1 protein-coding gene is annotated in these 24,904 nt (G+C 69.4%); it reads right to left on the bottom strand.

All coding sequences use genetic code 11. The features are described 5' to 3' along the window. Positions 1–96: 96 nt before the first annotated feature. The coding region (locus tag NC4_RS05620) for a non-ribosomal peptide synthase/polyketide synthase (protein WP_157554310.1) at positions 97–24,904 on the bottom strand (24,808 nt) is incomplete at its 5' end.

The following is a 24,904-nucleotide window of genomic DNA, read 5'->3' as shown; positions in this document are numbered from 1 at the left end:
CTAGCGCAGAGGCATCTGCGACTCGCCGGAAACGCGGAACTGAGGGGTGCTGCGCCGGGTGCCGAGGTTCGCGGGGGACCTCGGCACCCGGGGCTGCTAGTCGGACGACACGATTCGGACGTCTTCGGTTGCGGCGTCCGTGGGTTCGCCGGGGGCGGGGAACCAGTGGGTTACTTCGCCCTCGTCCAGGTCGGATTCCGCATCGCCGGTCGGGAGGACCGACAAGGCGCCCGCTGTCGCGGAGACCAGGAATTCGTCTACGGCGGCGGCGCCGGTGGTGGCGGTGGTGTACGTGGTCGATTCGTAGTCGATTTCGTTGTCCGCGCGGAGGGTTGTCGCGCGGTCGAGGGCCTCGGCCTGGGTGAGGGTGGTCCAGGTGCCGGTGGGGGTGCGGTAGACGAAGGCCGGGTCGGCCTCGGTCAAGGGGCGGACGCGGTCGGTGTAGGTGACCGGGTGCGCCGGGCGGGATGCCAGGTCCTCTTGGACCTTCGGGTCCGAGGGGACGAGCCAGCGGACGGAGCTGGCCGCCGGTTCCTGGGCGATGCCGAAGCCCGCGCCCGCGGCGAGGATGTCGCCGAAGGACATGGTGTCGGCGAACAGGGCTGCGGCGCCTGCTTTTTGGATGGCCCAGACGGCTACGACCGCATCGGCGGAGCGCGGGAGGGCTACGGCGACTATGTCGCCGGGGCCTGCGCCGCGGTCGATGAGGAGGCGGGCCAGCTGGGAGGAGCGGCGGTCGAGGACGTGGTAGGCGAGTTCCTGGCCGTCGTCGAGCAGGGCCGGAGCCTGGGGGTCTTCCTCGACGACCTCGGCGAGGACTTTGGCCACCGTGCGGGTGCCCACGCGGGCCGGTTCCACGGTGGAATCCGGCTGGGTCACAGCGGATTCGGCGAGGATGCGGGCGCGTTCGGTGGCGTCGAGGATATCGATGTCACCGACCAGGGTGGCGGGTTCGCCGAGGAGGGCGTCCAGGACTCGGTTCAGGCGGGCGGCGAGGGTTTCGACCTCGTCGGCGGTGAAGCGCGAGTCCAGGTAGCGCATGGAGACCTCGATGGTTTCGGAGGCCATGACCACCAGGGTCATCGGGTAGTGGGTGTCGTCGTTGATGCCGACGCCACTGACCGACATGCCGTCGATGGAGCTCGCCGCCGCAATGGCGTCCTTGTCGACCGGGTAGGACTCGAACACCACGAGGGTGTCGAATTCCGCACCGGCGCCGACCAGTTGCTGGATCTCGGTCAGGCCGATGTAGTGGTGATCGAGCAGATCGGCCTGTTCACGCTGAACGCGCTCCAGCAAACCCTCGATGGTGAGGCGGTCGTCGACGCGGATGCGCACGGGCACCGTATTGATGAACAGACCCACCATGGACTCCACGCCCGGCAGATCGGCGGGACGACCGGAGACCGTCGCGCCGAAGACCACGTCACCGCGACCGGTGAGGCGGCCCACCAGGATCGCCCACGCGGTCTGCATGAGCGTATTGACGGTGATACCGAGTTCGGCGGCCCGCTTGGTCAGCTGACGCGTGCGCTCGGCATCGATCTCGAGGCTGTGGCGGCCCACCTCGTACTGCTCGTCCTTGCGGGCGGCCGGTGCGAGCTGCGTCGGCTCGGACACGCCCGAGAGCGAACGCGTCCACGCCTTCAGCGATTCCGACCGATCCCGTCCGGCCAGCCAGGCCAGGTAGTTGCGGTAGGAGGCGACCCGCGGCAGCGCCGAGACGTCACCGCGCACCGCGTACAGCACCAGCAGATCGCGCATGAGCAGCGGCATGGACCAGCCGTCCACCAGGATGTGGTGGGTGGTGATGACCAGGTTCCACTGATCCTCGGCCGTCTTGAACAGGTTGAACCGCATGAGCGGCGCCGTCGCCAGATCGAAGTGGTGCGCCCGATCCTCGGCAATGAGCTCCCGCATGCGCGGATTGCGCTGCGCCTCGGGCAGATCGGTGAGATCCACCATCCGCCACGGCGCCTCGGCCTTGTCCAGCACGACCTGATGCGCCTGCCCGACGGAGTCGGTGACGAAGGCGGTCCGCAGCGACGGATACCGGTCCACGATGGCCTGGGCGGCCGCGTGCAGCCGTTCCACGTCCACCTGTCCGCCCAGGTCGAGCACGGCCTGAATGGTGTAGACGTCCACGGTGTGCTGGGTGAGCAGCGCGTGGAAGAGCAGACCGGACTGCAGCGGCGACAGCGGCCACACCTCGGTCATGGCCGGGTAGACCCGCTCCCACCCATCCAGATCCGGCTGGGTGACCTTGACCAGCGCCATATCCGACGGCGTGAAACCACCGGCATCGGAGCGCCGGGCGTGCCGCGCCAGCGCGGTCAGCGCCTCCACGTACAGATCGGCGAAGCGCTGCACCTGCTCCCGATCCAGCAGCCCGGTCGGGAAGGCGAAGGCCGCGCCCAGCTGCGGGCCGTCCGCGCCGTCGGTGGCAATGGCATTGATGTCGATGGTGGCGTTCGCGGGCATATCCGCGTCCATCTCGGCATCCAGGCGACCCAGATCATCGGCCGGGGTCCAGCCGATCTCGGCCAGCTCCTCGGGCACCTCACCGGCGGAGACGCGACCCAGATAGTTGAAGCTGATCTGTCCCGCATCGCGCAACTGCGCACCCGTCTCCGGGTTCAGGTAGCGCAGCATGCCGTAGCCGAGGCCCTTGTCGGGCACCGCGAGCAGCTGCTCCTTGACCGACTTGATGATGTCGCCCAACGTCTTTCCGCCGTCGAACGCATCGGCCAGATCGGCCCCGTCCAGATCCAGGCGCACCGGGAAGGCCGCCGTGAACCAGCCGACGCTGCGCGAGAGATCCGCGCCCGCGACGACATCCTCTTCACGGCCGTGACCCTCGAGCTTGAACAGCGCCGCGCTGCCGACGGTCTCGCCGCGCCAGCGCGCGACGGCCAGGGCCAGCGCCGCCAGCAGACCGTCATTGACGCCGCCGCGGTACAGCCCCGGAATCGAGGTGAGCACGGCATCGGTCACATCGGCCGGAACCGTGACCTCGACCCGCTCCACGGTGGCGAAGGTGTCGATCGCCGGATCGAAGGCCCGCGTCCCGAGCAGCGGATCCGGGGTCTCGACGACCTTCTTCCAGAACGGCAGCTCCGCAATGTGTTCCGGCGCGCGGGCCTCCTCGGCGAGGGCGTGCGCCCAGCGCCGCATGGAGGTGCCGTTCTCGGGCAGCGCGAGGGGCTGTCCGAAGGCCAACTGCGACCAGGCCAGACCGAGGTCCGGAATCAGGATGCGCCAGGACACGCCGTCCACGACCATGTGGTGGCCGACGATGAGCAGCACGTCCCGTCGGGTTCCGTCGAAGGCGAACCACACGAATTGCACCATGGCGGCGTTCGCCGGATCGAGTCGACCGAGGGCGGCGTCGAATTCGACGGTGCCCAGGCGGGTCAGCTCCTCGTCGGAGATATCGCCCGGTAGATCGACCCGCTGCACCAGCGCGTCCACATCGACGGCTCCGCGCGCGAGCGCCTCGAACTCGAAGCCCTCGGAAGCATTGCCGCGCAGGCGGGTCCGCAGCACATCGTGGTGGTCGAAGACCGCCGCGATGGCCCCGACCAGCGCCGTCCGGTCGATGTTCTCCGGCAGGCGCAGCGCCATGGTCTGCGAGAAGCGGTCGTAGGACGAGCCGCTCGACAGGATGGCGTGCATGATCGGCGTCAGCGGGATATCGCCGACACCGCCGCCGGGCAGCTCTTCCAGCTTCCGCACCTGGGTCTCGGCGCCGAGCGCCGCCACCTCGGCCAGTCCGGCCACGGTCCGCCGCTCGAACACGTCGCGCGGCGATAACACGATGCCGCGCGACTTGGCCCGCGACACCAGCTGAATGGACAGGATGGAGTCGCCGCCGAGCGCGAAGAACGAATCGTCCGCGCCGACCTGTTCCAGGCCCAGCACATCCGCGAACACCTCGGCGAGGGTCGCCTCCAGTTCGGTCACCGGCGCACGGAAGTCGCGCGCGGTGAACACCGGCTCGGGCAGCGCCCGGCGATCCAGCTTGCCGACTGGGGTGAGCGGAATGGCGTCCAGGACCGTAATGGCCGTGGGCACCATGTATTCCGGCAGTCGCCCGGCGACATGCTCGGTGAGCGCGGCGATATCGATGGAGCGGCCCGCGACCGGCAGCACGTACGCGGCCAGAATGGTCGCGCCCGCCTCGGTCTTGTGGCCGACGGCGACCGCGAAGTCCACGGTCTCGAACGACGCCAGCGCGGCGTCGATCTCACCGAGTTCGATACGGAAGCCGCGCACCTTTACCTGGAAGTCGTTGCGGCCCACGTATTCCACTTCGCCGGTCGGGGTCCAGCGGACCACGTCACCGGTGCGGTACATGCGCTCGCCCGCCACGAACGAATTGGCGACGAAGCGCTCCGCCGAGAGCCCCGGCCGGTCGTGGTAGCCCCGCGAGAGCTGAATACCGGACAGGTACAGCTCACCCGCGACGCCCACCGGCACCGGCCGCAGTCGCGCGTCCAGGATCAGCGACTGCATTCCGCGAATCGGCGCACCGATGGTGACCAGATCGCCCGGCAACAGCGCATCGCTGATGTTCGTCATGATCGTGGTCTCGGTCGGACCGTATCCATTGTGGAAAGCACGAATCGTGCCGTCCGCCAACGGAACCGCCCACTTGGCGACCAGATCGGCGGGCACCGCCTCACCACCGGCGACCAGTACGCGCAGGCTGTCGAGCCCCTTGGCGTCGAAGGTGGCCAGCGCGGCCGGGGTGATGAAGGCGTGCGTGGCCCGCTCTGCCTTGATCAGCGCCGACAGCTCGTCACCGCCGTAGATGCCCGGCGGCACCACCACGAGGGTGCCGCCCGCGCCGACGGCGAGCAGGAACTCCAGCACCGACGCGTCGAACGACGGCGAGGCGAAATGCAGTGCCCGCGAGGACGAGTCGAGTCCGTAGGTGTCGACCTGGTACCGGCTGAAGTTGGCCAGACCGGAGTGCGTCACCACGACGCCCTTGGGCATGCCCGTGGTGCCGGAGGTGTAGATCACGTACGCCACGTGCTCCGGCCGGACCGGGGCCCAGCGCTCGGCATCGGTGACCGGTGCGGCCGAATGCGATTCGACCTCGGCGATGACCAGCGGATCGTCCAGGGAGATCCATCCGGCCAGGCTCTTGACCGGCGGCAGCGTCTCCAGCTCGGCAGTGACCGTGAGGCCCAGCACCGCACCGGAGTCGTTGATCATGTGCGCGATGCGGTGCGCCGGGTAGGACGGGTCGACCGGCACGAAGGCCGCACCCGACTTGGCCACGGCCCAGACCGCCAGCACCGACTCCAGCGAGCGGCGAACGGCCACGGCGACAAGGGTTTCCGGTCCGGCGCCGCGCTCGATGAGCATGCGCGCCAGACGCGAGGACGCCGCGTCCAGTTCGGCGTAACCGAGGGCCGGTCCGTCGAAGACGACCGCCTCGCCCACCGGGTTGGCGGCCACCGCGGCGGCCAGCATGTCCGGCAGCACCACGGGGGTGATGGCCGGTGCGCCGGTGCGCGAGGTGAGATCGGCCCGCTCGTCGGCGCTCAGGATCTCCAGATCGCCGATGGCCTTCCGCGGCTGCGCGACGATCTCGCCCAGCAGTCCGGTGAACCGCTGCGCGAACACCTTGATGGTGTCCTCGTCGAACAGGTCACGCGCATAACCGAATTCGGCGTGCATTCCGGCATCGGCGTCGGCCTCGGCTTCCTGCACGGTGAGCATGAGGTCGAACTTGGCGGTCTCGACATCGAAGTCGACGGCCGCGACCTTCAGCCCGGGCAGTTCGAACGAGCTGTCGGGCAGGTTCTGGAACGACAGCGCCACCTGGAACAGCGGGTGGCGAGCCGTGGACCGCTCCGGGTTGAGCACCTCGACCAGGCGCTCGAACGGAATGTCGGCATGCGCGAACGCCTGCAGATCGCCGTCCTTGTTGGCGGCCAACAGCTCCCGGAAGGAGCGACCGCCCTCGACCTTGGTGCGCAGGGTCAGCGTGTTCACGAACATGCCGATCAGGCCGTCGAGTTCGGCCTCGCCGCGACCCGCGATCGGGGTGCCGATGGCAATGTCGTCGGTGCCGGACAGGCGCGCGAGGAAGACCGACAGCGCGGTGTGCACGACCATGAACAGCGTCGCGCCCTCCTCGCGGGCGATCCGCTTCAGGCCGCGATGCAGCTGCTGATCGATCGGGAACAGCACCCGCCCGCCCCGGAAGGACTGCACCGCGGGACGCGGGCGGTCCGAGGGCAGGTTCAGCTCGTCGGGCAGGTCGGCGAGGGCGCGCTGCCAGAATTCGGCCTGCGCCGAGATCAGGCTCGCCGCATCGTCTTCGGAGCCGAGCGCCTCGCGCTGCCAGATGGCGTAGTCGGCGTACTGCACCGGCAGCGGTTCCCAGCCGGGAGCCGAGCCGTGGGCGCGGGACGCGTACGCGATCATGACATCGCGGGTGAGCGGGCCCATGGACCAGCCGTCGGCGCTGATGTGGTGGGCGACGAATACCAGGACGTACTCGGCCGTTTCGGCGTCTTCCACCTGGAACAGCGTGGCCCGCAGGGGAACCTCGCCGGTGACGTCGAAGCCGGTGGTAACCAGGGCCGCCACGCGATCGCGCAGTTCGGCCGCGCCCACCGGGACCGGCGTCAGATCCGGAACCGCCTGGGCCGTACCCAGGATCACCTGCACCGCAGCGCCGTCGCGCTGTGGGTACACGGTGCGCAGGGTCTCGTGCCGCTCGACCACGTCGAAGACGGCCTGCTGCAACGCATCCACGTCGAGTTCGCCGAAGCGCGGGTCGACGGAGCGGAGGCGCACCGCGACCGGCACGTTGTAGGCCGCCGAGGCGGTGTCGAACTGGTTGAGGAACCACATGCGCTGCTGGGCGAGCGACAGCGGCAAGTTCTCGGGCCGCTCCTGCGCGGTAATGGCCTGGCGGCCACCGGTTCCCGCCTCGGGCGCGATGCTGGCCGCGAGTCCGGCGACGGTCGACACCTCGAACAGCGTCCGCACCGGCACCCGGGTATCGAGGGCCGCGCCGAGGCGCGCCGCCACCTGGGTGGCCAGCAGCGAGTTGCCGCCGAGGGAGAAGAAGTCGTCGTCCGCGCCGACCTGTTCGACGCCGAGCACTTCGGCGAAGACTCCGGCGATGGCGATTTCGATTTCACCCGTGGGGGCGCGGAATTCGCGCGCGGCGAAGACCGGTTCCGGCAGCGCCTTGCGATCCAGCTTGCCGCTGGTGTTCAGCGGGAAGGCGTTGAGGGCCACGACGACGGCCGGGACCATATAGGTCGGCAGCGTCTCACCGATGGCTTCCAGCAGCGATTCCTGATCGATGCCGTATCCCGGTGCGGGTACCGCGTAGGCGACCAGCTGATCGCCCAGGGCGGTCGGCAGCACCAGCGCCACGGCCTGGCTGACCGCGGGCTGCGCCAGCAGCGCGGTCTCGATCTCGCCGAGCTCGATGCGCTGACCGCGGAACTTCACCTGGAAGTCGGTGCGGCCGATGTATTCGAGGCGCTCCGGGCGTCCGTCGCTGCCGTCGCGCCAGATGACGAGGTCACCGGTGCGGTACATGCGCGCACCCGGCTCGAACGGGTTGGCCACGAAGCGATCCGAGGTCAGATCCGGTCGGCGGACGTAGCCGCGCGCCAGCTGGTCACCGGCCAGGTACAGCTCACCGGGCACCCCGGCCGGGACCGGCCGCAGGCGCGAATCCAGTACGTACACCTGGCTGTTCCACTGCGGTACGCCGATCGGCGTGGTCCGGGTGTCGGACCCGTCGGCCTGCCAGTAGGTGATGGACACCGTGGCCTCGGTCGGGCCGTACAGGTTGTGCACCTTGATGCCGTCGCCGAGCGCGAGCACCTGGGTGACGGTCTCCGGCGGCAGCGCCTCACCGATGACGAACACATCGCGCAGCGTGGGCAGTGCGCCCGGCGTGGTGTGCGTGGCGAACACGGTGAGCATGGACGGCACGAAGTCGGTGACCGTCACGCCCTGCGCCGCAATGGTTTCGGCGATGTAGTCGGCGTCGCGGTGACCGTCGTGGGTGGCCACGACCAGCGTGGAGCCCGCCCGCAGCGGCATGAAGTAGCCCCACAGCGACACGTCGAAGGTGGTGGCCGTCTTCTGGAAGTAGACGTCCTCCGGACCCATCGGGTACTCGGCCAGCATCCATTCCGTCTGGTTGTGGATGGCGCCGTGGGTGATGGCGACACCCTTGGGCTTACCGGTCGAACCCGAGGTGAAGATGGCGTAGGCCGGGTTGTCCGCCCGCAGCGGACGCAGCAGCTCGGCGGCCGTGACCGGCTCGCACGAGAACTCGCCCAGCGCAACGGCATCCAGATGCAGCAGGGTGATGCCTTCCGGCACCTCCACCGCATCCGCCGTGGTGGTCAGCACGCACGCGGGCTGCGCGGTGTCGAGGATGTGGGCGATGCGCTCGGCCGGGTGATCCGGGTCCAGCGGCACCCACGCGCCACCGGCGGTGACGATGGCGTACATACCGACGACGAGGTCCAGCGAGCGGCGAATGGCCAAGCCCACCAGGGATTCCGCGCCGACGCCCTGCGAGATCAACAGTCGCGCCAGCTTGTTGACGCGTTCGTCGAACTCGGCGTAGGTCAGCTGCGCGCCCTCGTAGACCACCGCGACCTGATCCGGGTACGCAGCGACCGAGCGGCGGTAGCCGTCCAGGAGCAGTTCCGGAGCTATCTCGTGGCGAGTGTCGTTCCAGTCCACCAGCATTCGCGAGGTTTCGGCGGCCTCGAGCAGATCGATCTCGCCGACCGGCTGCTGCGGCTGCGCGGCGACCGCGGCCAGCACGCGCAGCAGGCGCTGCGCGAACACCGTCACGGTCGACTCGTCGAACAGATCGGTGGCGTAGACGAACTGGCCGATGATGCCCGCGGGCACACCGTTCTCGTCGTACTGGTCGCCCACGATCAGGTTCAGATCGAACTGCGCCGTGGTGACCTCGTCGTCCACGCCCGAGACGGTCAGCCCCGGCAGTTCCAGGACGGTGCGGCCCAGGTTCTGGAAGGCCAGACCCACCTGGAACAGCGGATGCCGCGCGGTGGAGCGGACGGGGTTGAGGACCTCGACCAGGCGCTCGAACGGCACATCGGCATTGGCGAATGCCTGAATGTCGGTCTCGCGCTGGCGAGCCAGCAGTTCGGTGAACGTCTCGCCGACATCCACGCGGCTGCGGAAGACCAGCGTGTTCACGAACATGCCGATGAGGCCGTCGAGCACGGCCTCGCCGCGACCCGCCATCGGGGTGCCGATGGCAATGTCGTCGGTGCTGGACAGGCGTGCCAGCAGCACCGCGAGCGCGGTGTGCACGACCATGAACAGCGTCGCGCCCTCGGCGCGCGCCAGCTCCACGAGCTGGCGGTGCAGTTCGGCGTCGATGCGCACCTCGACCTTGCCGCCCAGGAAGGACGGCGCGGCCGGACGCGGCCGGTCGACGGGTAGATCCAGCTGATCGGGCAGATCCGCGAGGGCCTGCTTCCAGTAGGCGACCTGCTTGGCGGCGAGCGATTCGGAATCGTCCTCGCTGCCCAGCAATTCGCGCTGCCAGATGGCGTAGTCGGCGTACTGCGCCGCGAGCGGCGCCCACGCGGGCTCGAGACCCATGGACCGGGCGGCGTAGGCGGTCATGATGTCGCGGGTCAGTGGAGCCACAGAGGAGCCGTCACCGGAGATGTGGTGGGTCACCAGCGCCAGCACGTATTCCGCGGCGGGCGCGGTCACGGCCGTCGGGTCGATGGCCGCGAAGGTGGCGGTGGCGTACGGATCGGCGGCCGCGAAGGTGTAGGCCGCGGCGTGCGCGTCCAGATCGCTGACCTGATTCGCCTGCGGCGCGGCGGCGGACGGGAGTCCTTCGATGCGGAACAGCGCGACCTTCAGCGGCACCTCGGCGGTGACGTCGAATGCCGTGGAGGTCAGTTCCAGCACCGCCGCGGCGACCTCGTCGACGCCGACGGTGTGCACCGGCAGCTCCGACATGGCCTGCGCGGGCGGCAGGATGACCTGCACCGGCCCGTCTTCCGTCTGCGGGTAGATGGTCCGCAGGATCTCGTGGCGGGCAACGACATCCGCGACGGCGGCGCGCAGCGCGTCCACATCGAGGTGGCCGGACAGGCGCACCGCGACGGGCACGTTGTAGGCGGCCGATTCGGTGTCGAAGCGGTTGAGGAACCACATGCGCTGCTGTGCGAGCGACAGCGGAATGTTCTCCGGTCGCGGCGCGGCGGTGAGCGCCTTGCGGCCCCCGGCTCCGGCGTCGAGTTCCACGCGGGCGGCGAGCGCGGCCACGGTGGAGGCCTCGAACATCAGGCGCACCGGCACCCGGGTGTTGAGGGCCTCGCCGAGGCGGGCCGCCACCTGGGTGGCCAGCAGCGAGTTGCCGCCCCAGGCGAAGAAGTCGTCGTCCAGGCCGATGCGACCGGCCTCGACGCGCAGCACGTCGGCGAAGACTCCGGCGACGATCTGCTCGATCGGGGTGACGGGCGCGCGGAAGACCGCCTTCTCGAAGACGGGCTCCGGCAGTGCCTTCCGGTCGAGCTTGCCATTGGCGTTCAGCGGAAGCGCGTCGAGCTGCATGAAGACCGACGGGACCATGTAGGACGGCAGTTCGGCGGCCAGCGCGGCTTGCAGCGCCTGCTTGTCGAGTTCGCCGTCGGGGCCGACGACGTAGGCCACCAGGCGGTCGCCCAGCGCCGGATCATTGTGCGCGACAACGGCGGCCGAGACGACGGCGTCCTGGCGCAGCAGTGCGGATTCGATATCGCCGAGTTCGATACGGAAACCACGGATCTTCACCTGGAAGTCCGTACGACCCCGGTAATCCAGCTCCCCGTTGGCGTTCCACGCCACCAAGTCACCGGTGCGGTACATCCGCGAACCATCGGCCTCGAACGGATTCACGACGAACCGGTCCGAGGTCAGATCCGCACGCCCGAAGTAACCACGCGCCAACTGCGCACCGGCGAGGTACAGCTCACCGGAGACACCGACAGGCACCGGCCGCAGTCGGGCATCGAGCACGTAGACCTGGCTGTTCCACTCCGGGGAACCGATCGACACCGACACGGCATCGACCTCGGTGACCCGGTGGTTGGTGATCGAGACCGCGGCCTCGGTCGGACCGTAGAGGTTGAACAGCTCGGTCCGCGGGCTCTCCCGCCGCACCCGCTGCGCCAGCGGTCCGGGCAGCGCCTCACCGATGGCGAGAATGCGCCACAACGAATCCGGCAGACCATCGGTCACCAACGCGTCGAGCATGGACGGCACCACATGCAGCGTGGTGACCCACTCGCAGGCGATGAGCTCGTTGAGGTAGGCCGGATCCTTGTGCCCGTCCGGGGTGGCGATGACCAGGCGGCCACCGCAGACGGCGGCGGACCAGAATTCCCACACCGACAGGTCGAAGGTGGCGGCGGTCTTGAGCAGCACCGCATCGGCCGGGTCGAGACCGAATTCGGTGGTCTTCCACAGCAACTGGTTCACCACCGCCGCGTGCGGCACCGCCACGCCCTTGGGGCGACCGGTGGAACCGGAGGTGAAGATGACATACGCGGTGTTCGCCGCCGTCAGCTCCCGCACCAGCTCGGTGTCGATGATCGGCTGATCCGAGTGCTCGGACAGATCGAGTTCGTCGATGCGCAGCACCGTCGCGAGGTCGGATTCGAAACCGTCCCGCACCGTGGTCAACACGCACGCCGCAGCGGCGGTCTCCAGGATGTACCCGGTGCGCTCGGCGGGCTGGTCCGGATCGATCGGCACGTACGCCGCACCGGCCTTGGCCACCGCGTACATCGCGACGACGAGGTCGGTGGAACGCCGGATGGCCAGCGCGACTCGGTCTTCGGCACCGACGCCACGGGCGATGAGCTCACGCGCCAGGCGGTTGACCCGGGCGTCGAGCTCACGGTAGGTCAGCGACTCCGGCTCACCGTCGGCCCGATCGGCCACGATCGCAACGGACTTCGGATCGGCGGCAACGGAGGCATCGAGCAGCGACACCAGTGTGGCCCGCGATCCGCCGTCCACGACGGCGTCGATGTCCTGCGCGGTGTTGTTCCACCGCTTCAGGATTCGCTCGTTCTCGTCCTCGTCCAGGAGGTCGATCTCGCCGACGGCGACGCCCGGCTGCGCCAGAATGGCGTCGAGCACCCGCACGAACCGGTCCGCGAAGGCGCGCACCGTGGATTCGTCGAACAGGTCGGTGGCGTAACCGAATTCGGTGAGGATCTCGGCCGGGGTGCCGTCCTCGGCGTACCGGTCGTAGAGCGTCACGTGCATGTCGGTCTTGGCCAGCTCCGATTCGAACTGCACCGCGGCCACGTGCAGGCCCGGCAGTTCGAAGGCGGTCTCGGCCAGGTTCTGGAAGGACAGGCCCACCTGGAACAGCGGGTTGCGCGCGGTGGAGCGCACCGGCTTGAGCACCTCGACCAGGCGCTCGAACGGCACCTCGCCATTGGCGAAGGCTTCCAGATCGCGTTCGCGCACCTCGGCCAGCATGTCGGCGAAGGTCTGGCTGGCGTCCACCTTGGTGCGGAACACCAGGGTGTTGACGAACATGCCGATCAGATCATCGAGTTCGCGCTCACCACGACCGGCGATCGGGGTGCCGACCGCAATGTCGTCGGTACCGGACAGGCGCGCCAGCAGCACCGCCAGCGCGGCGTGCACGACCATGAACAGCGACGCGTTGTGAGCGCGCGCCAACTCGTGCAGCTTGGCGTGGCGGTCGGCGTCGATATCGAAGCGCAGCGCCTTGCCGTGGAAGGACTGCGCGGGCGGGCGCGGCCGATCGGTGGGCAGTTCCAGCTGGTCCGGAAGCTCCGCGAGCGCCCGCTTCCAGCAGGAGACCTGCTGGGCGGCAAGCGATTCGGGATCGCTCTCATCGCCGAGCACCTCGCGCTGCCACAGCGCGTAGTCGGCGTACTGCACCGCCAGCGGGGCCCACAGCGGGGCTTCGCCGGTGACGCGGGCCGCGTAGGCGACCATGATGTCGCGCGCCATCGGTCCCATGGAGGAGCCGTCGGCGGAGACGTGGTGGATGGTGAAGGCCAGGACGTGCTCTTGGGTCTCGCTGTCGCTGATGCGGAACAGCTTGACGGCCAGCGGCACCTCGACGGTGACGTCGAAGGTGGTCATGGCGAATTCGATGACCTTGCCGAGCAGTCCGTCCTCGGTCACCGCTTCGGGGACCAGCATGAGGTCGGTCTGCGAGGCGGGCAGGATCACCTGGTTCGGCCCGTCGGCGGTGCGTGGGTAGACCGTGCGCAGCACCTCGTGGCGGCTGATCACATCGCCGATGGCCTGCTCGAGCGCGTTCAGGTCGAGTGCGCCGGTGAGCCGGACGGCCAGCGGAATGTTGTCCACCGCCGAAGTGCTGGTGTCGAACTGGTTGAGGAACCAGTACCGCTGCTGCGCCGGGGACAGCGGCAGCAGATCCGGGCGTTCGCCCGCGACCAGGCGCGGACGGGTGCGGCCGGAACCGGCATTGCGCTCGACGCGGGCGGCCAGCGCGGCGACGCTGGACGCCTCGAACAGGTCGCGCACCGCCAGGTGGGTGTCCAGGGCCGCGCCGAGGCGGGCGGTGACCTGGGTGGCGATGAGCGAGTTGCCGCCGAGTTCGAAGAAGTCGTCGTCCAGGCCCACCCGGCCGACGCCGAGGACGTCGGAGAAGGTATTGGCCACGATCTCTTCGATCGGGGTCGAGGGGGCGCGGAAGACCTTGGCCTCGAACACCGGGGCGGGCAGCGCCTTGCGGTCCAGCTTGCCGGAGGCATTGAGCGGGAAGGCATCCAGCGTCACGAAGGCCGCCGGGACCATGTAGGACGGCAGCGCCTCGTGCAGTTCGGCGCGGACGGTCTCCAGGTCCACGGTGTGACCCGCGGCCGGGATGAGGTAGCCGACCAGTTGATCGCCGAGGCGGTCGTCGGAGCGGACCACGACCACCGACTGGGCGATGGCGTCCACCGCCACGAGCGCGGCCTCGATCTCGCCGAGCTCGATGCGCAGACCGCGCAGCTTGACCTGGAAGTCGGTGCGGCCCAGGTATTCCAGTTCACCCGCGCCGGTCCACTTCACCAGGTCGCCGGTGCGGTACATGCGCTCACCATTGGTGAACGGGTTGGCCACGAAGCGATCCGCGGTCAGCTCCGGTCGCGCGACATAGCCGCGCGCCAGCTGGATGCCCGCCAGGTACAGCTCGCCCGGGACACCGGCCGGAACCGGGTTCAGGCGCGAATCCAGCACGTACACCTGGGTGTTGAACACCGGCGCGCCGATCGGCACGGAGACGGTGTCGGCGGCGGTGACCTCGTGGAAGGTGACGTCGACCGCGGCCTCGGTGGGGCCGTACAGGTTGTGCAGCTGCGCGCCGGTCAGCTCGATGAGCTGCTGCGCGGTGGGCGCGGGCAGCGCCTCACCGGAGGCGAAGACGTGCAGCAGCGAGGTGCACTCCGGCGCTCGTCCGTCCGGAGTTTCTCTCCCGCCCAATTCGAGAGTGGCCACGAAGACCGACAGCATGGACGGCACGAAGTGCGCCGTGGTGACGCCGTGCTCGACGATGAGATCGGCCAGGTAGGCCGGATCCCGGTGCCCGTCGGGCTTGGCGACGACCAGTTGCGCGCCGACCTGCAAGGGCCAGAAGAACTCCCACACCGACACGTCGAAGGTGGCGGGGGTCTTCTGCAGCACCACATCGTCGGTGTACAGGCCGTATTCGGCCTGCATCCACACCAGGCGGTTGACGATGGCGGCGTGGGTGACCGCGACGCCCTTGGGGCGGCCGGTGGAGCCGGAGGTGAAGATCACGTACGCGGTATGCGATTCACGCAGCGGCGCAATGCGTTCCGCATCGGTGATCGGGGCGTCCGAGTAGGCCGACAGATCGATCTCGTCGATCCGCAGCGCCGACTCGGTGAAGGCGTCCCGGCCGGTGGTCAGGACGGCAGCCGGGCGAGCGATGTCCAGCACGTACTGGTTGCGCTCCTCCGGATGATCCGGATCCAGCGGCACATACGCGCCACCGGCGGCGATGACCGCGTACATGCCGACCACCAGATCCAGCGAGCGGGGCATGCCCAGGGCCACAAGCGAATCCGGTCCCACGCCCTGCGCGATGAGGTGGCGGGCCAACCGGTTCACGCGCGCGGAGAACTCGGCGTAGGACAGACCTGTCCCCTCGAATACGACCGCGGGGGCGTTCGGGCTGGTCAGCGCCTGCGCCACGAACATGGACGCGAGGGTGACATCGGCCTCGGCGGCGCGACCGCCCAGGGCGACGCGGGTCACGTCGTATTCGGTGGCGTTCCAATTGCGCAGCACGCGACGGCGTTCGAGATCGTCGAGCAGCTCGATATCGCCGACGACGGCATCCGGTGCGGTGACGACCCCGTTCAGCATGCGCACCAGGCGATTCGCGAAGGCCGCGACGGTGTTCGCATCGAACATGTCGGTGGCGTAGGCGAATTCGGCGTCCATGCCGTCGGCCACACCGTCCGCGCCGACCCGTTCGGTCAGGTTGAGGTGCAGGTCGAACTTGGCGGTGACCACATCCAGGGGCACGCCCGCGACTTCCAGGCCCGGCAGGGTGAAGGTGGCCGCGCCGGTGTTCTGGAACGACAGCATGACCTGGAACAGCGGATGCCGGGCTTGCGAGCGGGCCGGGTTGAGGATCTCCACCAGGCGTTCGAACGGCAGGTCGGCGTGCCCGAAGGCGGCCAGGTCGCTGTCCTTGGTGCGAGCGAGGAGTTCGGTGAATTCCGCGCCCGGGTCGACGGCGGTCCGCAGCACCAGGGTGTTGACGAACATGCCGATGGCGTCGTCCAGGACGGCCTCGCCACGGCCCGCCACGGCGGTGCCGATGGCAATGTCGTCGCCGCCGGACAGGCGCGCCAGCAGGGCCGCGAAGGCCGCGTGCACGACCATGAAGAGGCTGGCGCCGTGCTGACGGGCCAGCGCGTTCATGCCGTCCAGCAGGTCGGCGTCGATCGAGAACTCGTGCACGCCACCGCGGTTGGAGGCCACCGCGGGGCGGGGGCGATCCGACGGCAGATCGATCTGATCGGGCAGCCCGGCGAGGGAGTCCGACCAGTAGGCGACCTGCTGGGAGATGAGCGAGTCGGCCTGGTCCTCGGAGCCGAGGGTTTCGCGCTGCCAGAGCGCGAAGTCGGCGTACTGCACCGGCAGCGGGGTCCACTGCGGCGCATCGTCATTGGCGCGGGCCAGGTAGGCGACCATGACATCGCGTGCGAGGGGGCGCACCGACCAGCCGTCGCCGGAGATGTGGTGCACCACGAAGACCAGCACGTGCTCATCGGCGCCCGCGACCCGGAAGAGTCCGGCGCGCACCGGAACCGCCGCCGTGACGTCGAAGCCGGTGAGCACCATGTCGGCGATCCGCTCTCGCAGCTCGGCCTCGGGCACGGTGACCGGGGCCAGGTCCAGCCGCACCTGGTCGGCGGGCAGGATGACCTGCACACCGAGACCCTCGTCGTTCTGCGGGTAGATGGTGCACAGCACCTCGTGACGCTCGATCACATCGCCGACGGCGGCGATCAGGGCGTCGGTGTTCAGTTCACCGGACAGGCGCACGGCCATCGGGATGTTGTTGACGGCCGAGCCGGTGTCGAAGCGGTTGAGGAACCACATGCGCTGCTGCGCCAGCGACAGCGGGATCTCCGCCGGACGCTCCTGAGCCACCAGTTCGCGGCGTGCGCCACTGCCGGAATGGCTTTCGACGCGCGCGGCGAGAGCGGCCACGGTCGGGGCCTCGAAGAGCACGCGCACCGGCACCCGGGTGTCGAGGGCCGCGCCGAGGCGGGCCACGACCTGGGTGGCGATGAGCGAGTTGCCGCCGAGTTCGAAGAAGTCGTCGTTCAGGCCGATGGCCTGATCGACGCCGAGCACCTCGGCGAAGACGCCCGCCACGATCTCCTCGGCCGGGGTGGCCGGGGCGCGGAATTCGCGCGCCTCGAACTCCGGCTCGGGCAGGGCGCGGCGGTCCAGCTTGCCATTGGCATTGAGCGGGAACTCGTCGAGCGCGACGAAGGCGGCCGGGACCATGTAGGACGGCAGCTGCGCCGCCAGGTGGGCCTTGAGCGCATTCACATCGATCTCGCCGCCGGTCGGCACCACATAGCCGACGAGGCGATCGCCGGTGCGGTCGTCCGACCGCATGACGACCACCGCTTGTGCGACGGAATCGTGTGCGGTGAGCGCGGATTCGATCTCACCGAGCTCGATACGCAGACCACGCAGCTTCACCTGGAAGTCGGTGCGGCCCAGGTAGACTTTCGAGCCGTCGGCGGCCCGGCGCACGAGGTCGCCGGTGCGGTACATGCGCTCGGCGGTGCCGAAGGGGTTGGCCACGAACCGATCCGAGGTCAGATCCGCCCGGCCCACATAACCCCGCGCCAGCTGATCGCCCGCGAGGTAGAGCTCACCCGCGACACCGTGGGGCACCGGGTGCAGACGCGAATCCAGCACGTACGCCCGCGCGTTCCACACCGGCAGACCGATCGGCACCGCACCCTGCACATCCTCCGCGACCGGCGCGAAGGTGGCGTGCACGGTGAATTCCGTTGGCCCGTAGAGGTTGTGCAGCTCCGCGGCGCTGATGCGGCGGAAGGCGGCGACATTGTCGGAGGTGAAGGCTTCACCGGCGACGAGCAGCGCCCGCAGCGAGGACAGTGCGGCGGCGTCCGCGCTGCCCGCGAACACGGTCAGCATGGACGGCACGAACGAGGTCATGGTGACCCGCTCGGCCGCGATCACATCCGCCAGGTACTGCGGATCACGGTGACCGTCCGGCGTGGCGACGACCATGCGGCCACCGGTCACCAACGGGCCGAACAGCTCCCACACCGACACGTCGAAGGTCTGCGGCGTCTTGAACAGCACCACGTCATCGGCGTTCAGACCGTATTCGGCGGTGATCCAACGGACCTGGTTCACGACCGCGGAGTGCGGTACGGCCACGCCCTTCGGGCGGCCGGTGGAACCGGACGTGAAGATCACGTAGGCGGCATTGGAGGGCCGCAGCGGCGCGATGCGCTCGACATCGGTGACCGGGGTATCCGCGTAGCCGGACAGGAACAGGCCGTCGATCTCAAGGGCGTCGTCCGCGAAGGCGTCCCTCGAATTCGTCAGCACGCAGACCGGATTCGCCGTCTTGAGCACATAGGCGATGCGCTCCTGCGGCTGATCCAGATCCAGCGGCACGTACGCGCCACCGGCCTCGAGCACCGCGTAGGCGGCGACCACGAGATCCAGCGACCGCCGCATGCCCAGGGCGACAAGCGAATCCGGTCCGACGCCCTGGCTGATGAGGTGGCGGGCCAGCTTGCGCACGCGGGCGGCGAACTCGCCGTAGGTCAGTTCCGCCCCGGCCTCGCGGTCGACGATGGCGACGGCGTCCGGGGTGGCCGCGGCCTGCGCCGCGAACAGCTCGACCAACGTGCCCTCCGCGATCGGCCGCGCGGTGTCGTTCCAGCCGCGCACCTCCTGCGCCACGCCCAGCACATCCAGCAGCGCCAGATCGCCGATCGGGCGGTGCGGAGTGAGGGCGACGGCCTTGAGCAGCTGGTTGAACCACTTGGCGAACCGGGCGACGGTCGCGGCGTCGAACAGATCTGTGGCGTAGATGAATTCGGCCGCCAGACCCGCCGGAGCGGTCGAGCCGTTGCCGGTCGCGTCGTGCACGGCGGACTGCTCGGTGAGCACCAGTTGCAGATCGAACTTGGCGGTGTCGATGCGCAGGTCCACACCGCTGGCGGTCAGGCCCGGCAGTTCCAGTTCGGCCGGTCCGGTGTTCTGGAACGACAGCATGACCTGGAACAGCGGATGCCGCGCCTGCGAGCGGGCCGGGTTGAGGATCTCCACCAGGCGTTCGAACGGCAGGTCGGCGTGCCCGAAGGCGGCGATATCGGTGGCGCGCACCGAGTTCAGCAGATCGGTGAAGGACTGCCCGCCGTCGATCTGGGTCCGCAGCACCAGGGTGTTGACGAACATGCCGATGAGATCGTCGAGCGCGCGCTCACCACGACCGGCGACCGGCGTGCCGATGGCGATGTCCTGCTCGCCCGACAGGCGGGACAGCAGGGCGGCCAGTGCGGCGTGGGCGACCATGAACAGCGTGGTGCCATTGCTGCGCGCCAGTTCGGCCAGCTTGGCGTGGGTGTCGCCGTCGATCTGGAAGTGGTGCACCGCACCGCGACCCGAGGCCACGGCCGGACGCGGGCGATCCGAGGGCAGGTCCAGCTGTTCGGGCAGGCCGCGCAGGGACTGGTTCCAGTAGGCGATCTGCTGGGCGATGACCGAGGTCTCGTCGTCCTCGCGGCCGAGCACCTCGCGCTGCCACAGCGCGTAGTCGGCGTACTGGACTTCCAGCGGCTGCCAGGCCGGTTCGCCGCCCTCGACGCGCGCGGCGTAGGCGGTCATGACATCCCGGGTGAGCGGCAGCATGGAGAAGCCGTCACCGGAGATGTGGTGCACCACCAGCGCGAGCACATGCTCGGTCGGGGTGATCTCGAACAGCCCGGCCCGGAACGGCACCTCGGCGGTGACGTCGAACCCGGCGCCGAGCAGCCGCGAGAGCGCCTGCGGCAGTTCGGCTTCGGTGATCTCGATGGGAGTCAGATCCGGGATGACCTGGGCGGTCGGAACGATCTCCTGGTACGCCGTGCCGTCGATCTCCGGGTAGCGGGTGCGCAGCGATTCGTGCCGCGCCAGCACATCGGCGACGGCGATCTGGAGGGCCTGGCGGTCCACCAGACCCGACAGGCGCACGGCGGCCGGAATGTTGTTGACGGACGATTCGGGATCGAAGCGGTTGAGGAACCACATGCGCTGCTGTGCGAGGGACAGCGGCACCCGCTCGGGCCGCTCCTGTGCGGTGAGCGCCAGGCGCGTGCCGGTGCCGGAATGGGTTTCGGCGCGAGCGGCTAGTGCGGCGACGGTGGACGCCTCGAAGATCTCGCGCACGCCCAGCTGGGTTTCCAGCGCGGCGGACAGGCGCGCCGCCACCTGGGTGGCCGAGAGCGAGTTGCCGCCGAGGGCGAAGAAGTCGTCGTCCAGGCCGACCCGGCTCAGGCCGAGAATCTCGCCGAAGACACCGGCCACGATCTGCTCAACCGGGGTGGCGGGGGCGCGGAAGACCGCGGCCTCGAACACCGGCGCGGGCAGCGCCTTGCGATCCAGCTTGCCGGAGGCATTGAGCGGGAACTCGTCGATGACCATGAGGACGGACGGGACCATGTACGACGGCAGCTGATCGCCCAGCTCGTGACGAACGGTCTCGATATCCACGCTGCGGCCCTGGGCCGCAATGACATACGCGACGAGCTGATCGCCGGTGTGCACGTCGGAGCGGACCACGACCACCGACTGGGCGATGGAATCCAGTGCGGTGAGCGCGGTTTCGATCTCGCCGAGCTCGATGCGCAGACCGCGCAGCTTCACCTGGAAGTCGGTGCGGCCGATGTAGTCGAGTTCTCCGTCCGCGGTCCAGACGACGAGGTCGCCGGTGCGGTACATGCGCTCACCGGACTCGAACGGGTTGGCCACGAAGCGGTCCGAGGTCAGATCAGGGCGCGCCACGTACCCGGTCGCGAGCTGATCGCCCGCCAGATACAGCTCACCCGCGACACCGACCGGAACGGGCCGCAGACGCGCATCGAGGACGTAGACCTCGGTGTTGTAGACCGGGCGACCGATCGGCACCGAGTCGATATCGGTGTCGACCACCCGGTGATAGGTGACGTCGACGGCGGCTTCGGTCGGGCCGTACAGGTTGTGCAGCTCAGCACCGGTCAGCTCACGCAGACGATGCGCGGGCTTGGGCGACAACACCTCACCGGAAGCGAAGACCATCCGCAAGCTCGTGCACCGCGCAGCAGCGTCCTCCGCCACGAACACCGCGAGCATGGACGGCACGAAGTGCGTGACCGTGACACCCTCGCGCGCAATGAGTTCCGCGAGGTACACCGGATCGCGATGGCCTTCCGGCTTGGCGACGACCAGGTGCGCGCCGACCTGCAAGGGCCAGAAGAACTCCCACACCGACACGTCGAAGGTGGACGGCGTCTTCTGCAACACCACGTCCGCGGCGGTCAACCCGTAGGCCGACTGCATCCACACCAGGCGGTTCACGATGGCCGAGTGCGGCACCGCCACACCCTTCGGGCGACCGGTCGACCCGGAGGTGAAGATGACGTAGGCGTGGTTCGACTCCCGCAGCGGCGCAATACGATCCGCATCCGTGAGCGGTGCGCCAGAGAAGCTCGCCAGATCCAGCAGATCGATGCGCAGCTGCGCGGTCTCGATCTCCAGATCCTCGCCGGAGGTCAGCACGGTGACCGGATCGGCGGTGGCCAGAATGTATTCGGTCCGCTCGGCCGGATGATCCGGATCCAGCGGCACATACGCGCCACCGGCCACGGTCACGGCGTACATGCCGACGACGAGGTCGATCGAGCGCCGCATACCGAGGGCCACGAACGATTCCGCGCCCACGCCGCGCTCGATGAGCCAGCGCGCCAGGCGATGCACTCGATCGCCGAACTCGGCGTAGGACAGACTTGTCCCCTCGAAGCTGACCGCGGTCGCGTCGGGCGTCCGCGCGGCCTGTGCCTCGAACAGCGCCACCAGAGTGTTCGCCGCATCGCCGGACGCTCCGGCCTCGAGTTCGGCGAGCACCGCGGCCACGTCGAAGGTGGTGTCGTTCCACCGCGTGACGACCAGGTCGCGCTCGGCGGCGTCGAGCAGTTCGATATCGCCCACGGCCGCAGCCGGTTCGGTGGTGATCGCGGTCAGCACCCGGATCAGGCGATCCGCGATGCGCCGGACCGTGTCCTCGTCGAACAGGTCGCGCAGGTAACCGGCGCGAATGCGCAGGCGGCTGTCGAGCTGGGCGATGAGGGTCAGCGGATAGTGGGTGGCGTCGGCGGCATCCAGGGCGGTGACGCCCATACCGTCGATATCGGCGGCCTGGGCCTGCAGACCTTCCGCGTCGACGGGGTACGACTCGAACACCACGAGGGTGTCGAAGAGTCCGCCGATGCCAGCCGCGGACTGGATGTCGGCCAGGCCGATGTAGTGGTGATCCAGCAGGTCCGCCTGCTCGCCCTGGGTGCGGGCGAGCAGCGCGCGGGCCGATTCGGACGGATCGAAGGCGACCCGCACCGGCACGGTGTTGATGAACAGGCCGACCATGGATTCGACACCGGCCAGCTGCGCGGGGCGACCGGAGACGGTGGTGCCGAAGAGCACGTCGTCGCGGCCGGTGAGGCGGCCGAGCAGAATGCCCCAGGCCACCTGGAGCACGGTGTTCGGGGTGAGGCCGAGCTCCGCGGCCAGGGAGGTCAGGCGCGCGGTGGCGGCCTCGTCCAGGTCGAAGAAGTACTCGCCGGACAGCGCGGTGATCTCACGGCCCGCATCGGGGCGGGTCAGCAGGGTCGGCTCGGAGACGCCGTGCAGCGCCCGCCGCCAGGAGTCGAGCGAGGCCGTACAGTCCTGCTGCGCAACCCATTCCAGGAAGTAGCGGTAGGAGCGGACCGGCGGCAGGGCGCTGGTGTCGGACCGGGTGGCGTAGAGCACCAGCAGGTCCTGCATGAGCAGCGGCATGGACCAGCCGTCGAGCAGGATGTGGTGGTTGGCCACGGCCAGCTGCCAGCGATCGGCGGCGACCTGCACCAGGGTGAAGCGAATGAGCGGCGGCTCGGTGAGATCGAACCGCTGCATGCGGTCGGCCTCGATGAGGTCGCTCGCATCGCCGGTCGCGGTGCGATCGTGCTGTGCCCACGCCGCCCGCACGCCGTCCACGACCACCTGCACCGGGGTGCCGGAGGCGTCGGAAACATAGGCGGTGCGCAGGATTTCGTGCCGGTCGAGCAGCGCCTGCGCGGCCGAGCGCAAGCGGTCGGCATCGACGCGGCCGACGAGCGTGAGCACCGCCTGGGCGGTGTAGACGTCCACCGAGGTGGCGGCCAGCTGGGCGTGGAAGAGCAAACCGGCCTGCAGGGCCGCCAGCGGCCACACCTGCTGGATTCCGCCGAAACGCTGTTCCCAGCCGTCGATATCGCGCTGGGTGACATGCACCAGGCCGAAGTCGGACGGGGTGTGCCCGCCCGCCCGCGCCGATTCCGCGTGCCGCGCAACCGCTTCCAGCGCCGCGACCCAGAGCGCGCCGAATTCGGCCACCTCGGCCGCGCCGAGCAGGGTGCTCGGGTAGCCGATATTCGCGCTGAGCTTGTCGCCGGTGACGATGGCATTGATATCGATGGGCGCCATGGCGGGCATATCGGCGTTGTACGCGCCGCCGAGGTTGCCCAGTTCCGGAGCCGGGATCCAGCCGAAGCCGCGCAGCGCCTCGGGCACATCGCCCTCGTTGACGCGACCCAGGTAGTTGAAGCTGACCTGGCCGGGCAGCTGCTTGGGCAGCTGATCGGCGGTGGCCTGGTTCAGGTAGCGCAGCAGGCCGTAGCCGATGCCCTTGTCCGGCACCGCGAGCAGCTGCTCCTTGACGGCCTTGATGGCGCGGCCCATGGCCGGGCCACCGGCGAGGGCGGCCTCCACGTCGATATCGGCGAGGTCGAAGCGCACCGGGAAGATGGCGGTGAACCAACCGGCCGTGCGCGACAGATCCGCGCCCGGCACGACCTCTTCCTCGCGGCCGTGGCCTTCCAGGCGGACGAGGGCTGTATTGCGCCCCTCAGCCTTCTCCCCCGCGCCGATGCCCTTGTCCGCGCGCCACTTCGCGACGGCTAGGGCCAGCGCGGTCAGCAGACCGTCATTGACGCCGCCGTGGAAGAGCGCGGGCACGGTGGTGAGCAGCGCCCGGGTGGTCTCGGCCGAGACCTCGACGCGATGCTTCTCGATGACGGCGGTGACATCCACGGCCGGATCCATGGGCCGCTCGGTGAGCAGCGGGTCCGGGCCGTCGACGACGGTGCGCCAGTAGTCGAGTTCGGCCAGGCGCGCCTCGGTCGCGGCTTCCCGCTCGAGGGCGTGCACCCAGGTGCGCATGCTGGTGGCGGGCGCGACGAGTTCGGGGGTCTGTCCGGCGGACAGCTGACCCCAGGCGGCGACGAAGTCCGGCACCAGGATTCGCCAGGTCACGCCGTCAACCACGAGGTGGTGGGCGGCGACGATGAGGCGACCCGCGCGGGTCTGATCGGTGCCGGATTCACGGCTCGCCGTGGTGGGCTCCAGCCACACGAACCGAATGACAACGCCCGCAGCCGGATCCAGCTTGTCGAGAGTGGCATCCAGTGCGGCGGAGGCGATCTCGACCAGCTCGTCGTCGGTCAGCGCCGAATCGAATTCGACCCGATCGATGAGCGCGTCCACCTCGATGGTGCCGGGCTCGACGGTCTCCACGATCCAGTCCGCGCCGGGGACCCGGCGCAGGCGGGAGCGCAGCATGTCGTGGCGGTCGACGACCGCGCCGACGGTGGCCGCGATACCCGCGCGGTCGATACCGATCGGCAGTTCCAGCGCGAGGGTCTGGTTGAACCGCCCGAACGAACCCGGACGCTCCACCATGAACCGGACCACCGGCGTCAGCGGCATGACACCCACGCCGCCGCCGGGCAGCTCGGTCAGCTGCGGAGCCGAATCGTCCTGGCCGTCGGTGGTTTCCGCGACGGCGGCCAGACCGGAGACGGTGCGCTGTTCGAATACATCGCGCGGGCTGAAGACCACGCCGCGCGCCTTGGCCCGCGACACCAGCTGGATGGAGACGATGGAGTCGCCGCCCAGCGCGAAGAACGAATCGTCGATGCCGACCCGCTCCACGCCGAGCACCTCGGCGAAGACCTCGGCAATGGTGTGCTCCACCGCATTACGCGGCGCCCGGAAGGTGACCTCGGTTGCGAAC

This window comes from Nocardia crassostreae (assembly GCF_001613405.1).
Taxonomy (GTDB): domain Bacteria; phylum Actinomycetota; class Actinomycetes; order Mycobacteriales; family Mycobacteriaceae; genus Nocardia; species Nocardia crassostreae.
This window is presented reverse-complemented; position numbering and strand designations above follow the sequence as displayed.